Annotated in this window: 16 protein-coding genes; 5 read left to right on the top strand and 11 right to left on the bottom strand. The window is 56.6% G+C overall.

Features of this window, described 5'->3' with window-relative positions; genetic code table 11:
* Positions 1 to 72: 72 nt before the first annotated feature.
* The 6 genes from ACR0J7_RS14030 to ACR0J7_RS14005 form a co-directional block, all read right to left on the bottom strand.
* On the bottom strand, positions 73 to 723 hold the full coding sequence (locus tag ACR0J7_RS14030; RefSeq protein ID WP_480914641.1) for a DUF1217 domain-containing protein: 651 nt from the start codon (positions 721 to 723) through the stop codon (positions 73 to 75).
* 140 nt (positions 724 to 863) lie between these two features.
* Positions 864 to 1,265 carry a flagellar biosynthesis repressor FlbT gene (gene flbT, locus ACR0J7_RS14025; RefSeq protein WP_267366588.1) on the bottom strand — a complete coding sequence of 134 codons (402 nt, stop codon included), beginning with the start codon at positions 1,263 to 1,265 and terminating at the stop codon, positions 864 to 866.
* Positions 1,265 to 1,639 (bottom strand): flagellar biosynthesis regulator FlaF, encoded by a 375-nt coding sequence (gene flaF, locus ACR0J7_RS14020; RefSeq protein ID WP_480900475.1) that lies wholly within the window; start codon positions 1,637 to 1,639, stop codon positions 1,265 to 1,267. Before flaF ends, flbT begins: the two co-directional genes overlap by 1 nt.
* A 77-nt stretch (positions 1,640 to 1,716) precedes the next feature.
* Positions 1,717 to 2,928 (bottom strand): flagellin N-terminal helical domain-containing protein, encoded by a 1,212-nt coding sequence (locus ACR0J7_RS14015; RefSeq protein WP_209505009.1) that lies wholly within the window; start codon positions 2,926 to 2,928, stop codon positions 1,717 to 1,719.
* Between the two features lie 209 nt (positions 2,929 to 3,137).
* Positions 3,138 to 3,497, bottom strand: coding sequence for a flagellar biosynthesis protein FlgN (locus ACR0J7_RS14010; protein ID WP_209505010.1), 360 nt, complete (start codon positions 3,495 to 3,497; stop codon positions 3,138 to 3,140).
* Positions 3,487 to 3,762, bottom strand: coding sequence for a rod-binding protein (locus ACR0J7_RS14005; protein ID WP_267366596.1), 276 nt, complete (start codon positions 3,760 to 3,762; stop codon positions 3,487 to 3,489). Before ACR0J7_RS14005 ends, ACR0J7_RS14010 begins: the two co-directional genes overlap by 11 nt.
* A gap of 110 nt (positions 3,763 to 3,872) precedes the next feature.
* Here ACR0J7_RS14005 and ACR0J7_RS14000 point away from each other — a divergent pair, with 110 nt between their 5' ends.
* The 3 genes from ACR0J7_RS14000 to ACR0J7_RS13990 are packed head-to-tail and all read left to right on the top strand — an operon-like array spanning position 3,873 to position 6,721.
* Complete coding sequence (locus ACR0J7_RS14000) at positions 3,873 to 5,117, top strand: flagellar hook-length control protein FliK (protein WP_480774112.1); 1,245 nt, start codon at positions 3,873 to 3,875, stop codon at positions 5,115 to 5,117.
* A gap of 3 nt (positions 5,118 to 5,120) precedes the next feature.
* A complete protein-coding gene (locus ACR0J7_RS13995; RefSeq protein WP_480506444.1) occupies positions 5,121 to 5,783 on the top strand; it encodes a flagellar hook capping FlgD N-terminal domain-containing protein in 663 nt (220 codons plus the stop codon).
* Between the two features lie 50 nt (positions 5,784 to 5,833).
* Positions 5,834 to 6,721: a phosphotransferase gene (locus tag ACR0J7_RS13990; protein ID WP_480911473.1), complete on the top strand. Its 888-nt coding sequence runs from the start codon at positions 5,834 to 5,836 to the stop codon at positions 6,719 to 6,721.
* On the opposite strand, the gene ACR0J7_RS13985 is transcribed toward ACR0J7_RS13990, so the two are convergent.
* The 5 genes from ACR0J7_RS13985 to ACR0J7_RS13965 all read right to left on the bottom strand — a co-directional run bounded on the left by ACR0J7_RS13985 (position 6,714) and on the right by ACR0J7_RS13965 (position 12,002).
* Positions 6,714 to 8,018 carry an NAD(P)/FAD-dependent oxidoreductase gene (locus ACR0J7_RS13985; RefSeq protein WP_480484140.1) on the bottom strand — a complete coding sequence of 435 codons (1,305 nt, stop codon included), beginning with the start codon at positions 8,016 to 8,018 and terminating at the stop codon, positions 6,714 to 6,716. The two genes, ACR0J7_RS13990 and ACR0J7_RS13985, sit on opposite strands and share 8 nt — an antisense overlap.
* Positions 8,015 to 8,833, bottom strand: coding sequence for an ABC transporter permease (locus ACR0J7_RS13980; protein WP_480474178.1), 819 nt, complete (start codon positions 8,831 to 8,833; stop codon positions 8,015 to 8,017). Before ACR0J7_RS13980 ends, ACR0J7_RS13985 begins: the two co-directional genes overlap by 4 nt.
* Positions 8,830 to 9,720, bottom strand: coding sequence for an ABC transporter permease subunit (locus tag ACR0J7_RS13975; RefSeq protein WP_480559986.1), 891 nt, complete (start codon positions 9,718 to 9,720; stop codon positions 8,830 to 8,832). The genes ACR0J7_RS13980 and ACR0J7_RS13975 overlap by 4 nt, the downstream gene beginning before the upstream one ends.
* Complete coding sequence (locus ACR0J7_RS13970; protein ID WP_480559984.1) at positions 9,720 to 10,847, bottom strand: ABC transporter ATP-binding protein; 1,128 nt, start codon at positions 10,845 to 10,847, stop codon at positions 9,720 to 9,722. Before ACR0J7_RS13970 ends, ACR0J7_RS13975 begins: the two co-directional genes overlap by 1 nt.
* A 69-nt stretch (positions 10,848 to 10,916) precedes the next feature.
* Positions 10,917 to 12,002: a polyamine ABC transporter substrate-binding protein gene (locus ACR0J7_RS13965; protein ID WP_480474181.1), complete on the bottom strand. Its 1,086-nt coding sequence runs from the start codon at positions 12,000 to 12,002 to the stop codon at positions 10,917 to 10,919.
* A 140-nt stretch (positions 12,003 to 12,142) separates the two neighbouring features.
* On the opposite strand from ACR0J7_RS13965, the gene ACR0J7_RS13960 reads away from it, so the two are divergent.
* A complete protein-coding gene (locus tag ACR0J7_RS13960) occupies positions 12,143 to 12,826 on the top strand; it encodes a GntR family transcriptional regulator (RefSeq protein WP_480914639.1) in 684 nt (227 codons plus the stop codon).
* Positions 12,827 to 12,903: 77 nt separating this feature from the next.
* Positions 12,904 to 14,301, top strand: coding sequence for an aspartate aminotransferase family protein (locus tag ACR0J7_RS13955; protein WP_480488565.1), 1,398 nt, complete (start codon positions 12,904 to 12,906; stop codon positions 14,299 to 14,301).
* The last annotated feature ends 40 nt before the right edge of the window (positions 14,302 to 14,341 follow it).

Raw genomic sequence — 14,341 nt, 5'->3', positions numbered from 1 at the left:
TGCTTTATGCAGGTCGAACGAGAGACGTCGGATACTAGATTGCGACCCAGGCTTTTGCCCTGCGTCTTCTGATCACACAGTCCCAAGCAAGATCAAAGCGGTCTGCACTGGCGATATCGTACTCTGAAGGCCCGCGATTTGACTTCTGGCCAGATAGGCGTCAGTCAGTTTCTCAACTGCCTTCTGGTCCGAAAACTGTGCCAGATCATCCGATCCGGTAAGGCGGAAAAGCCGACTTTTAAACTCGACCAATTGTTTGTCGATATCCAGTTGGGCGAATGACTGCGGCAGCCCAAGCGCCGTTTCCATCATTTTGCGCAGTGGTGGCAATCCCATTAGATCGAACCATTTCGTGTCTGTACTGTTTCCACTTTTCGCCAGGTCAGACAGCTCGCGCTGGGCATAGAGCGAAATGAGCATCGTTTCATCCGACTGTCCGACCGCAATCTCAAACCGCGCAGACAGATTGGCCTGAGCTATCTTTTCCATATTGGTTACCAGCACCGTTTTTCGAACAGCCCCTGGCCCAAACCCGAAAGCATCTGAAAATTCCCGGTACCGTTTATCCGCCAAACGATTGGACAAAGCGTCATCCGCCCGTGTTCCATCCTCCAGGATTTTCCGGATAAAGAACCGGTTATCCACATCCCCTTCCAGCCCAAATGCACCCAAAGCGACCTGCAACAATCTGCGGTCCGAAACCAACTGTTCGGCGGTCTTCACTTTCCCGATGTTGTCCAGGAAATACCTTGTCTCCCTCTCATTCACTGCCGAAGACGAGAAACTTTGAAACTGACCTTGATAAGTACGTTGCAGAAACCGCCAGCCGACGATTCCGCCAGTCGGAATGACAGGTTGAAAGCTCATTGCTGATAGGCCATCAACCGTTCTTCGCGCGGAAGAAGCGAGCGAAGTGACTTGAGGCATTTATAGTATTGCTCGGCCACCAGCGCGTCTGTCGCCTCGGACAATACACGACGGCTGTCTGTATCCGTAAAAACCTGGCTTAGCTCTTCTACGCTGCGCAACAGGTGTTGACGCGCCCGAGCCGGATCCATGTCTCCGGACAGAACAAGTTGCGCGGCATAGCAGACACGGCGCACCGGAGTATTTACTTCATCCGGATGTATCGCATCGCGCAACCGCAGGACATTGGCCTGCGGCGTCATGATCGAAAACCGGCCGCGGCGGTCGCCGTTTTCAATCACAACACCATTGATCAGCACCCTTTCCTTCGGGGCGAGTTTCAAAACCAGCCCGCTCATCAAGTTGCCCTCATCTGGCGCAATCCGCGCAAAATCGCTGTGTTTATTTCAAGCAATGGTTCGATGGACGCGCCGTCCGTTAAAATGCGGCTGCTGTGCAGTTCCGTAAACTCGGCAAGGTAGAAAATCCTGGCGCGAATATCGTTCGGCAAAGCGTTTGCCGAATCCGCGACACCTGTCGCCAACACCCCCCATAACCGGCGGTTCTCGTGCACGGCCTGAACAAACGCCGAGAAATCCGTTGCCTTGCGCGCCGTGGCCGCCTTGAGACGCCGTGTAATTCTGGAAATTGCCTCATATTCAGTGTCACGGGGCGTTCGCGTCGGCGCGGCGGCTTGCGCATAGGTGTATTGAGCGAGGGTTTGCGGGGTCACTTGAAATCCTTCCAAAAAGCCGTCGTCAGATAGTCACGACCGGGGCGCGAAAACCGCGCCCCGGACCGCGTTGCGTATTAGCGGAACAGCGACAGGATCGACTGCGGCGCCTGGTTGGCGATCGAAAGCGACTGTGTTGCCAGCTGCTGCTGCACCTGAAGGGCCTGCAAACGCGCCGAGGTTTCTTCCATGTCAGCGTCGACCAGCGCACCGATACCGGATTTGAACGAGTCAGAGAGATTCGAAATGAACTCTTTCTGGGTCTCGATACGACCCTGCGCCGAGCCAAAGGCGGCCGAGGCATCAATCGACGTGTCGATAAGCGATTCGACAGCCGCCAACGCAGCGGTCGCCCCCGCACCTGTCGACACATCAATACCTGCCAGCGCGCCCAAACCACCGGCACCCGCATTCACGAACTGAGCCGAGAACGAGATGTCAGATCCTGTGCCGTTTGTAACCGACAACGTACCCGCAGTGCCGGAGTCGTAATCGACAGTCAGACCGGTAATTCCCAGCTCTTCGATCTTCGATTTCAATCCGACAGCAACAAGGTCACCGGTCGTCGTCGCGGCAGCGTCTTCCGCGGAAACGGTATAGGAAACAACCTGATCGTTAATGGCGACGACAACCTTATCTCCGGCCGCGAAAGCACCGCTGGATTCATCGGTCACCAACGCCGTCGCGGCCGTTGCACCATTGTCAATGGTTGCCCCCACGCGGTCATTGCCGGTCGATGCGCCGGTAGAGCCGTCGAAAACCTGTTTGGTGACATATCCACCGGTCGACAGGTTCTGCCCCGAGACTGAGATTGACGACGCAGTCACCGCCCCGGTGTTGTCCCGATCCAGCGATGCGAGGATCGATGCAGAGCCGGTCGAGCCGTCGACAAGGTTCAGACCGTTGAACTGGGCCGCGCTGACAACCGATGCGATCTGATCCTTAAGTGCGGTCACATCGTCATTGATCTTACCGCGGTCAACGTTGTCTTCCTGCGCCGCGACGATCTTGCTTTTCATCTGAGTCAACAGGTCGGTGACTGTTTCAGACGCATTTCGCGCAACCGCAACAGTCGATTCGCCCAGCGCGAGGCTGTCTTTGATCGCGTTGAAGCCCTTGACGTCGGATTCCATCACCTTCGAGATCGCCCAAACCGCCGAGTTGTCCTTGGCAGTCGCGACGTCCTTGCCGGTCGAAATCGCGTTCTGGGTCATTGCCAGGTTCTTGTTGACCGACTTGAGAGTTTGCAGCGCAACCATCGCGCCATTGTTTGTCAGAATGCTGGACATTGCCTTTTCCTTTTGCCTTCGGGCCATTTTCGCCCATGTTCACCCCGCTGTATCTGCGGGCATTGGTGTCTTTCTGACTTGTGCGACGCGCCGCGTGGCTGTTCGCGCCACCTGATGTTTTCAGGTGCAGCATCACTTTTGAGCCCGATCCCCTAACGGAGTGCTAAAACGCCCGGACCAGAAGTTTCAGATTTGAATTAAACCCAGGCCTATGCGCGTTTTTCCAGCTTTGGCGTGTTACGAACGGGAAACTCACTTCGTTGCCCATCAGCGCCGTAAGTACTGAACTCCTGCCGAACCCGCCGCAGTTCAGCCATGCGGCTGGCGACGGCCCGAATCCCCTCGGCGGCACTGTTCAGCAATGCCTGGTTGCGTTCGACTTTCTGCTGCACTCGAACCAATGCATCACTGTCAAGCACCTGAAGGTCGTTGATCGCGCCGATCAGTTTTTCTTTTTCCGGCACCATATGCGTCAGACGATCCAGATCACCCTGGACAAGCGCGGCACGCTCCAGATCCAAAACTTCTTCCAGAGATTTGATCAGTGCCATGTCGACTTCAGATGTCATCGGTTTTCTCCATCAGTGATTTCAGCAGAATTTCTGACAAACCCACCCCGCCAGCCCGGGCCAGTTCGCGTGCCTGATGCTGAACAAGAAACGAAGAAAACTGATCTTCACCGGCTCCTCCTCCAAAAGACTGGCGCGTTTTGCCCAATCCGGCCGACTTCATCATTTCGCTGAGGAATGCGGCCTCCAACTCGATGGCCGCGTCTTTCAGTCGTGTCTGGGCCAATGGCGTTTGAGCCACCTGGGGAATTGCTGAGACGTGCATGGTTTTCTCCGAAAATGCTTCGAACTTTCTCGATCAAAGGTGAAAGCGGTTAAAATAAACGTAACTTCCTGCGGGCAGAGTTCTGATCAATCACACGGAGCCAGAGCAAAATGCCCAACCCACTAACGCTGGCAGCCGCAGCGCCAACAGCAACTGCGAAACCCAGTTCGCCCGCCAAAGATCCGGGTCGTACTGCCGGGTCGGACAGTTTCGAGGACATCCTTGAACAGGGAAACCAAACACATCCTCTCCCCGGCACCACGGCTTTGGCCACTTCTATCGAAACCACCGACGAAACTGCCGAGATTGAGGTTGAGGCCGTTCTGTCAAACACGGCTGAGGCATCTGTCGAGGCGATTTCACCTCGGGCACCAGAGTTGGCAAACAACATTTCGTCGCAGACCGAGATGGCCGGGACATCCGAAACGCCTGGGGCAGATACAGTGCATCCCGCGCCGTTTGTTCCTGCCGCAGCGGATATCCCCGCAACGGGTACGACAGAACCGGAACAAACCGTTGCGTCAATGGGTTTGCCCCGTCAGACCGACATTCAACCCTTTGTGCCCGGGCAACCAATCGAAGAGCAGGTTCACACCGCTTCTACCCAGGTCACGCCAGCCCAAAAACCCTCAGAGGCTTTGCCTGTGCTGAGCCAGCCAACCCGATCAAAGGACCAGACAGCCGGGTTGAAAGCCGAACCCCTCCTTGAAAGCGCAAAGACGGCGCCCGAGACAGCGGAAGTCGCTGCCACGCCCAATCCGACAAGTCCAAACCGCGCGACACCCGTTGCGCAGCTTCAGCTGATCCTCAACTCAATCGAAGCGGAACAGGCGGCACCGGTTCATGAGGTTGACTCTGTGCCCATCGCCTTAGACGAACCCGTTCAGCAAGCCCCCCGCGAGGTGGCACAACACTCGGCGATGCCCTCTCCGTTCGCCCGTGCTGAAATTGCCCGTGCCATAGCCGGGCAATTGGCGGCAACGATTCAGACCCGACCGGGAACCGGCATCATGGAAATCTCGCTAAGCCCCGAAGAATTGGGGCGCGTATCCATTGTGCTGAACGGTCGGGATGACGGGCTCCAGATGACAATCGCCACCGAACGCCCGGACACGATGGAACTTTTGCGCCGCCACCTGTCCGTTCTTACGGAGGAGTTTCAGAAACTGGGCTATGGGAACCTGAACATCGATCTGGGGACTCCGTCGGATTCAGGTGCACGGGATCAGTGGACAGATGAATTCGACGCTCAGGCCGCACCGGAATCCGAACCGGTTCAGAACGTACACCTCGCGCAAGCCACGCCGCTACCACAAACTCCTGCTCCGGTCAGGGGCATCGATATGAGATATTGAAAAATGATCACACCCGTCACCGCCACACAGGCTGCCACCTCTCAGCAAACTGCCGGTCCGTCCCGGAGTTCTGCGATCACCTCGGATTTCGAAACGTTTCTGCTGATGCTGACCGCGCAGGCCCAGAATCAGGACCCGCTGGAGCCGATGGATTCAACCGAATACGCATCGCAACTTGCGCAGTTTTCGATGGTTGAACAACAGGTTCAAACCAATGACCTGCTTTCCGCCCTGACCAGCACGCTTGGCAGTGTCAATCTGAACGACCTTGCAAGCTGGGTCGGAATGGACGTCCGATCTGCATCGGGGTTCCATTTCAACGGCCAGCCGGTGACCCTGTTCTCGAACGCGGATTCTGACGCGGACGCAACCAGACTGGTGATCCGTGATCATGAAGGCACAGTCGTCGACACGGTTTCTGTTCCCACAACAGCGACGGAGTTTGCTTGGGCAGGTGTGAATTCCTCAGGCGATCCGATGGCCGCTGGCAACTACACCGCGACGCTGGAAAGCTATAAGAATGACCGGCTGATTTCCGAGAAACCGGTTGCTGCCTATAACCGCGTCGTCGAAGCGCAGGTGGGAGAGGATGCTGTTCTGCTGACCCTGCAAGGTGGTCAAGTGATTTCCGCAGATCTGATCACTGCGGTCCGAACGGGCGCTTGATCTGTCAGGCAGTACGGGCCAAAGGTTGGCAACTCGACTCGCCAGAAGAAGTGAAAAGACCTCTGCCCGACCTGCCTGCCCCCCCTCATGATCTGGTTGAACACCTCAGCACTATGGGGTTGGTCAACATGTACGCGCAGTTCGAAATCCTGTATGGTGGTCGGACCAACAGGGTGTGGAAAGTGCTGGGGGACAACGGCGACAAAGTACTGAAGCTCTACAGCCCGACCTTACGCAACCCCTTGTTTCGAAATGATGCAAAGCTGGAAGCTCTCTGCCTCAAGGCGCTTGGACCGACCGGATTTGTACCAAGGCTGCGCGCCGCAGGACAGCACAGGAACGCGCATTGGGTGTTTTACGACCACGCACCCGGAACACCTTGGCGGAATGGGTCGGACAAGGTTGGTGAACTGCTGCGCAGGTTGCACTCGCTGCCCAACACCATTCCAGCGCCCGCCGGGTGTAACGGCAGCGCGGATCTGATGGCCCATGGGCACAGAATTCTGCAAGGGTGCAGGTCAGAAACCCGAAACGAACTGGCAAAACTGCAACCTTCGATATCTGTTCCTTCCACGACCAAGACTTGCCTGATCCATGGCGACCCGGTCGCTGGAAATATTCTGGTCGCGTCCCGCGGCCTGACCTTGATCGACTGGCAATGCCCGGCCTTTGGCGACCCGTGCGAAGACCTTGCGCTGTTTCTGTCCCCGGCAATGCAAAGGTTGTACCGGGGCTCACCATTGTCGGACGCGGAAGAAGTTCAGTTTCTGTCCGCCTATCGCAGACCCGAGATTGTTGCCCGTTATCAACGGCTCAAGCCATGGTATGCTTGGCGCATGGCCGCTTATTGCCTGTGGCGCGCAGAAAACGGTGCACCCGACTATTCCGAAGGGTTGAAACTGGAAATCGAAATCCTGAAACCGATTGAGTTTACCTGAGGTCGGAAAGCGCAAAGAGGGCGTATGCCGGTGGCATCAATGCGCGACGCCAGCGGCCCATCGGAAACCGTTCAGGAGTTTGCCTCATCGGGGCTGGCAAGTGGGCCTCTTTGCCCAATGCCAGCCGCGCCAATGCGCGCCCGCTGTAAGTCCCCATAGCGACGCCGTTGCCATGATACGCAAATCCGGCAAACATGCCTGGCTGCTTGGGCACGGCACCGACATAAGGCATCAGGCTTCGCGAAAGGCACACCATCCCCGACCAGATATGAGTCGCCTCAACCGCTGCCCAGGCCGGGAACATGCGTTTGAAATCCTGTTGAACCTTTGCCCGGATCGCGGCCTCGGACCGGGGCGACGACAACAAGCCGCCTCTCATTCCGAACAAAAAGCGCCCATCCGGCATCAGGCGAAAATAGTGCAGAAGATTGCGCGTGTCGTAACATATCTGGTCCGAGTTCCAGCCCTGCGCCAATAGTTCTGCCTGGCTAAGTGGGCGTGTTACCATAACCGTCGATTGCGCAGGCAAATAGCGTCCGGACATCCAATCGGGGATGTCTTCGCTGGAATACCCGTTGGTACAAATCAGCACGACCTGTGCGTTAACCTGCCCCGCGCTTGTTTGCAGCCTGAAGCCGGACGTCGTTTTTTCAATGTTCAGAACGGGGCTGTTCTGGAAGAAATTCGCTCCCGAAGCTGCCGCAGCGCTTGCCAGCCCGAACAGGTATTTCCGGGGATTGAGCCCGAAGCCAACCGGCAGAGTATACCCACCGAAAAATGCACCACCCATACCGAGCGCTGGTAATTCAGCGGCTTGGTGCAGAATGCCGGTCTCGTCCGCGTATCGGCGCAGGACATCCATCGCATGCCGCGAATGGGCCAGTTGAGTCTCACCGTTGGAATGCGTATCGGCGTCAATCCGATGCCGCGCCAGCAGATCGGCAACAAGCTGGACCGCATCCTGTTCAGCCGTCTCATAGGCTTGCGCCGCTTCGCGGCCATAGCGGCGCACCATAGACTTTTGCCCAAGCTTCGATCCGCCAAGACAGCAGAAACCGCCATTGCGACCTGATGCGCCCCACCCCGGCGGGCCTGCCTCGAACACAGCTACCGAGGTCGCGTTTTCGGCCAGATGCAAAGCCGCTGAGACCCCTGTAAAGCCGCCACCGACGATGGCAACATCAACGTTCAGATCGCCCTGAAGCTCTGGCCAGTTCGGGTTTGCAATGGTTTCGTCCCACCAGCAACCACCACGAGGACCTGCGCCATAGGTGTATTCGGGAAATATCCGTTTCATTCGGTGCGCGCAGCGGCCTGCTCGTCCTGCCGTTGGCGCATCATCGCGCGTTTGGTCACAAGTGAGGCCGTGATCACCCCAACCGTCACGACCGCGATCATAATCGTCGACAGCGCGTTTATCTCGGGGCTGACGCCCAGCCGCACGGCCGAAAAGATCTTGATCGGCAGGGTCGTCGCCGACGGGCCCGATGTGAACGACGCGATAACCAGATCATCCAGCGACAATGTGAAAGCCAGCAGCCAGCCCGAGATCACCGCAGGCGCGATGATCGGCAGGGTGACCAGACCAAAGGCCTGCGCGGGTGAACAACCCAGATCCAAAGCGGCTTCTTCCAGCGACTTGTCGAATGTCACAAGCCGTGACGAGACGACGACCGACACAAAACACATCGAAAAGGTCGTGTGGGCCAGAACGATGGTCAGGATACCCCGGTCCAGCCCGATCCCGATAAACAGCAACAGCAGGGACAGGCCGGTGATCACCTCGGGCATCACAAGCGGTGCATAGATCATGCCGGAAAATAATGTCCGGCCAAAGAACCGCTTGCCCCGAACCAGCACATAAGCGGCCGCAGTCCCCAGAATCGTTGCCAGTGTCGAGGAAAACACCGCAACCCGGACCGTGACCCATGCAGCATCCAGAAATGCCTCGTTCTGAACCAGTTCGCCATACCATTTGGTCGAAAACCCGGCCCAGACCGTGACCAGCTTGCTTTCGTTAAAGCTGAAGATGATCAGGATGATCATCGGAATATACAGGAACGCAAAACCCAGCGTCAGCGAAACCGTATTGAACCAGCTTAATCTGTTCATCCGTCAGCCTCCGCCTGTTTCTGCTGGTTGCGCTGGAACAGCACAATGGGAACGACCAGAATTAGCAACAGCACGATCGCGACAGCACTTGCCACGGGCCAGTCTCGGTTCGAGAAAAATTCTTCCCACAGAACCTTGCCGATCATCAACGTGCCGGACCCACCCAATAGTGACGGGATCACAAACTCACCGATCACGGGGATCATCACCAGAAAACAACCTGCGATGATGCCCGGTCTGGACAGTGGAATGGTGACCAGCCAGAAGGCTTGTGCCCTCGAGCAACCCAAATCCTCGGCCGCCTCGATCAGCGAACCATCCATGCGTTCCAATGACGAATAAATCGGCAGGATCATGAACGGAAGATAAGTGTAGACAATACCGATATAGACGGCAGTCGAGGTGTTCAGGATCGTCAAAGGCGTCGAAATGATGCCCGTCCACAGAAGCAGTTGGTTAAGGTATCCTTCATTCGACAGAATGCCCATCCACGCATAGACCCGGATCAGGAATGACGTCCAGAAAGGCAGGATCACCAGCATCATCAGCGTTGGGCGCCATTCCTCGGGCGCGCGGGCCATACCGTAGGCAATGGGGTAGCCAACCAGCAAAGTCAGGAAGGTTGAGATCAAAGCGATCTTGACGCTGGACAGGTACGCTTTCCAGTACAGGTCGTCCTCGGTCAGCCAGACGAAGTTTTCAAGATCAAGTTGGCTGAAGAACTCTTTGATCCCCGCCCAACCAGCTGAAAAATCCAGTGTCGGTGTATAAGGCGGGATCGCAAGCGCGGTGTCCGACAGCGAAATCTTCAGAACGATGAAGAACGGCACCATGAACAGCGCCAACAGCCAGACATAAGGTATGGCGATCAGAACAGCGCGGCGCATCAGTCGGCCAGCAGAACCGCAGCCGTGGCCGTCCAGGACAGCCAGACCGGGTCTTCCCAGGTGAACGAACGGCGCGAGATGCGGCGGGTGTTGGCCGTCTGCGCCTTGATGATTGTGCCGTTTGCAAGTTCAACGTGATAAGTGGAGAGATTGCCCAGATACGCGATGTCATGAACCTTGCCTTGCACCGCATTCACTGCATCCGCCGGACGCTCGGCCGAGATCGTCACTTTTTCCGGGCGGATCGCCAGATGACACAACTGAGCGTTTTCAAAGTTTTTCGCTGACGCGGCGGTCAGCGGCGCTTGCCCTTCGGCCCAGTCTACCTGATAGGTATCCTCTCCGACAGATGTCGCGCGCCCTTCAATGATGTTCACGTCCCCGATGAAATCAGCGACATAGACCGAGGCGGGGTTCTCATATATCCGGTCCGGAGTGGCAACCTGCATAAGCTGGCCCTGATCCATCACCGCCACACGGCTGGCGACTGTCATGGCCTCTTCCTGGTCGTGCGTAACGATCACGAATGTAGTGCCGGTTTTTTCCTGAATATCCATCAGTTCGAATTGGGTGTCCTGGCGCAATTTCTTGTCCAGCGCGCCCAGCGGTTCATCCAGCAGCAAAAGCTTGGGTGCCTTGGCAAGCGAGCGCGCCAGTGCCACACGCTGCCTCTGCCCACCTGAAATCTGATGCGGTTTGCGGCGGGCGAACTGTTCAAGCCGGGTCAGGCGCAGCATCTCTTCGACCCGGTCTTCCAGATCGTGTTTGGGCATTCTGTCCCGGCGCAAGCCAAAGGCGATGTTTTCCCAGACGCTAAGATGCGGAAAAAGGGCATAGGACTGGAACATCATGTTCACGGCCCGCTTGTTGGGCGGGATCGGGTCGATATCCTTCCCCCCAAGCAGGATTTGGCCTTCGGTCGGTGTTTCGAACCCGGCCAGCATCCGCATCATCGTCGTTTTTCCACATCCCGACGGACCAAGCAGGGCAAAGAACTCTCGCTCGAAGATATCCAAAGACAGGTTGTCGATGGCAGTAAATTCACCAAAACGCTTGGTCACGTTTCGGAACTGGATCAAGGGTTTCGCCTGCGGGTCATCCCATGGCGCAAAGACGTCAGAATTCACTACGGCCCTCGTTCGAATAGCTGGAAAGAGAGGCAAGGCGGCGGCGCCGCCCTGCCGGTGCAATTCGGATCAGGTGCCCGATTTGACCTTGGTCCACAGACGCGTCACGACCCGCTGTGTTTTCGCCGGATAAGGTGTCGTGATGTACAGGTTCTGCATCGTGGCATCATCCGGATAGATGGCCGGATCGCCGATCACGTCCTCTTCCAGAAATTCCTGAGACGCTTTGTTGCCATTGGCGTAATACACATAGTTCGATGCCGCCGCCATGTTGTTGGCGTCCAGAATGAAGTTAAGGAACGTGTGCGCGCCTTCGGGATTTGGAGCATCGACAGGAATTGCCATCTGGTCGAACCACATCAGTGACCCTTCGGCGAAGGGGTGATACTCGATCTCCACCCCGTTATCTGCCTCTGCGGCACGGTCGCGTGCCTGAAGGATGTCACCCGACCAGCCAACAGCAACGCAGATGTCGCCATTTGCCAGCGCATTGATATATTCCGAGCTGTGGAATTTCTGGATATGCGGGCGGACTGCTGTCAGAACCGCTTCGGTCTTGCCGATCACGTCCGCGTCGTGGCTGTCAGGGTTTTCTCCAAGGTATTGCAGCACCATGGGAATGATCTCGGCCGGGGCATCCAGGAAATGCACACCGCAAGTGGCCAGCTTTTCCATGTTCTCGGGTTTCAGGACCAAGTCCATGCTGTTCAGGGCAATGTCGTCGCCCAGAACCTCTTTGACCTTACCGACATTCACGCCGATCCCGGTTGTTCCCCACATATAGTTGATCGAATACGCGTTGTCCGGGTCATAACCGGCAGTTCGCTCTTCGATTACATCCCAAAGGTTTCCGGCGTTCGAAAGCTTGCTTTGGTCCAGCTGCTGAAACGCGCCGGCCTGGATCTGGCGCTGAAGGAATGTACCTGACGGTACAACCACATCATAGCCCGAGCCACCGGCCAGCATCTTGGTTTCCAGAACCTCGTTGCTGTCGAACACGTCATAGATCAGGGTCAGACCTGTTTCTGCTTCGAACTTGCTCAGCAGTTCTTCGTCGATGTAGTCGGACCAGTTGTAAACACGCACCTCTTCGGCAAATGCCGCCGAAGTCCCCAATGCGATGACCGCTGTCATGGTCAGCGTTTTGATTGTCATATTCTTCTCCCTGCAAGTGTACGGGTATTTTCCCGTTTTTTTGGATTTGATCAAGTTTTGCGTTTTCCCTCGATCCAGCGTATGGTTTCACGTGGCCAGTCACCTGACAAGTCAGGCTTAGTCGAAATAGGAAGAACCAATTGGATTTGATCAAAAATAAGGCATATGCGCCGTCGACCGAAGGGGGCAAACAACCCGCGCATGAGCAGGTTTACCAAACACTCAGATCACAGATTCTGTTCGGTGAACTGGTCCCAGGTCAGCCCGTCACAATCCAGGGTCTGACTGATTCGCTGGGTGTTGGGATGACTCCGGTCCGCGAAGCGATTCGCCGGTTGATCTCGGATGGAGGGTTGGTTTTCCAGGGCAATCGGCGCGTCAGTGTACCGCTGCTGAACTCGAACGATATTGAAGAGATGATCTTCGCCAGAATTTCAATAGAATCAGAGCTTTCCAGACGTGCAACCGCCAACCTGAAGGCGCAGGACATTGATCACCTGGAACGCCTGGACAGGCATTTGGATCGCATGATCGCCGATGGTGATGTCGGTGGCTATCTGCGTTTGAACCAAGCTTTTCACGAAACGCTGTATTCTTACGCAAACGCGCCGATCCTCAGTGATCTGGCCGAAAGACTTTGGTTGCGGTTTGGCCCCTCTTTGCGTGTTGTCTGCGGGCGCTTCGGCACACAAAGCCTTCCGGATCGGCACAAGGACATTATTGCCGCTTTGCGCGCCGGTGACGCAGAAATGACCGCAAAGGCAACCGCTCAGGACATCGAACAGGGTATGGACCTGATGGCAGAGGCATTGACGTCTGTCTGATCTAACTTGATTCGATTGACAGGAAAAAATTTGATCATATTGTGTTCGCCAACTGCGTTCTTGTAGGAGATTCTCCGATGTCTACCATCACCAACCACATGCCGACCGCCGAATTGCAGGCGCTGGATGCCGCGCATCACATTCACCCTTTCTCGGCCAATGGTGCGCTGGGGAAGGAAGGGGCGCGCGTGATCACACGTGCCAATGGTGTTTATCTGACCGACAGCGAAGGCGAGGAAATTCTGGATGCAATGGCGGGCCTGTGGTGCGTCAATATCGGATATGGGCGTGATGAGCTGGCCGATGTTGCCGCGCGCCAGATGCGCGAGCTGCCCTATTACAACACCTTCTTCAAAACGACCCACGTCCCCGCGATTGCTTTGGCCGCCAAGATTGCCGAACTGGCCCCGGGCGATCTGAACCATGTCTTTTTCGCAGCAGGCGGGTCCGAGGCAAACGATACCAATATCCGCCTCGTGCGCACCTACTGGGCCCAGAAGGGTCAGCCAGACAAGAACATCATCATCAGCCGCAAAAACGCCTATCACGGCTCATCCGTGGGCTCGGCCTCGCTGGGTGGTATGGCCGGGATGCACGCGCAGGGCGGCATTCCGATCCCGAATATCCACCACATCAACCAACCCAACTGGTGGGCCGAAGGCGGCGACATGTCGCCCGAAGAATTCGGTCTGGCCCGCGCGCGCGAGCTGGAAGAGGCGATTGAAGAGTTGGGCGAAGACAGGGTCGCCGCCTTTATCGCCGAGCCGGTTCAGGGCGCAGGTGGTGTAATCGTGGCGCCCGATACATACTGGCCGGAAATTCAGCGTATCTGCGACAAGTACGATATCCTGCTGATAGCTGACGAGGTCATCTGCGGATTTGGCCGGACAGGCAACTGGTTCGGGTCGCAAACCGTTGGTATCAAGCCGCATATCATGACCATCGCCAAGGGCCTTAGCTCGGGCTATGCGCCCATCGGCGGGTCCATCGTAAACGACGAAATTGCCGAAGTAATCGGCGGTACCGAATTCAACCACGGCTATACCTATTCCGGCCACCCGGTCGCGGCCGCCGTGGCATTGGAGAACCTGCGCATCCTCGAAGAAGAGAAGATCGTTGAGCATGTGCGCGATGTTGCCGCCCCCTATCTGAAAGAGAAATGGGAGGCACTGGCAGATCATCCGCTGGTGGGTGAGGCCAAGATCGTTGGCATGATGGCCTCCATCGCGCTGACCCCGGACAAAGCAAGCCGCGCCAAATTCGCATCCGAACCCGGCACGGTCGGCTATATCTGCCGTGATCGGTGCTTTGCCAATAACCTGATCATGCGCCATGTCGGCGACCGGATGATCATCTCACCCCCGCTGATCCTGACGCCTGCGGATATCGACGAGATGTTCGTGCGGATCTACAAGTCGCTGGACGAAGCACAGGCCGAGATCATTGCGCAGGGGCTGATGAAAGCCGCATCCTAACTCAGCGATTTATGCATCTTAAAAGGCGGTCCATATGGGC

It is taken from the genome of Ruegeria sp. O4 (assembly GCF_056535125.1).
This window is presented reverse-complemented; position numbering and strand designations above follow the sequence as displayed.

Excerpts from the sequence above, each read along its gene's own strand:
- ACR0J7_RS14010 (WP_209505010.1), bottom strand. The coding sequence starts at position 3,497 with ATGACATCTGAAGTCGACATGGCACTGATCAAATCTCTGGAAGAAGTT.
- ACR0J7_RS13965 (WP_480474181.1), bottom strand. The coding sequence starts at position 12,002 with ATGACAATCAAAACGCTGACCATGACAGCGGTCATCGCATTGGGGACT.
- ACR0J7_RS14015 (WP_209505009.1), bottom strand. The coding sequence starts at position 2,928 with ATGTCCAGCATTCTGACAAACAATGGCGCGATGGTTGCGCTGCAAACT.
- ACR0J7_RS14000 (WP_480774112.1), top strand. The coding sequence starts at position 3,873 with ATGCCCAACCCACTAACGCTGGCAGCCGCAGCGCCAACAGCAACTGCG.
- ACR0J7_RS14005 (WP_267366596.1), bottom strand. The coding sequence starts at position 3,762 with ATGCACGTCTCAGCAATTCCCCAGGTGGCTCAAACGCCATTGGCCCAG.
- ACR0J7_RS13980 (WP_480474178.1), bottom strand. The coding sequence starts at position 8,833 with ATGAACAGATTAAGCTGGTTCAATACGGTTTCGCTGACGCTGGGTTTT.
- ACR0J7_RS13985 (WP_480484140.1), bottom strand. The coding sequence starts at position 8,018 with ATGAAACGGATATTTCCCGAATACACCTATGGCGCAGGTCCTCGTGGT.
- flbT (WP_267366588.1), bottom strand. The coding sequence starts at position 1,265 with ATGAGCGGGCTGGTTTTGAAACTCGCCCCGAAGGAAAGGGTGCTGATC.
- ACR0J7_RS13975 (WP_480559986.1), bottom strand. The coding sequence starts at position 9,720 with ATGCGCCGCGCTGTTCTGATCGCCATACCTTATGTCTGGCTGTTGGCG.
- ACR0J7_RS13995 (WP_480506444.1), top strand. The coding sequence starts at position 5,121 with ATGATCACACCCGTCACCGCCACACAGGCTGCCACCTCTCAGCAAACT.
- ACR0J7_RS13955 (WP_480488565.1), top strand. The coding sequence starts at position 12,904 with ATGTCTACCATCACCAACCACATGCCGACCGCCGAATTGCAGGCGCTG.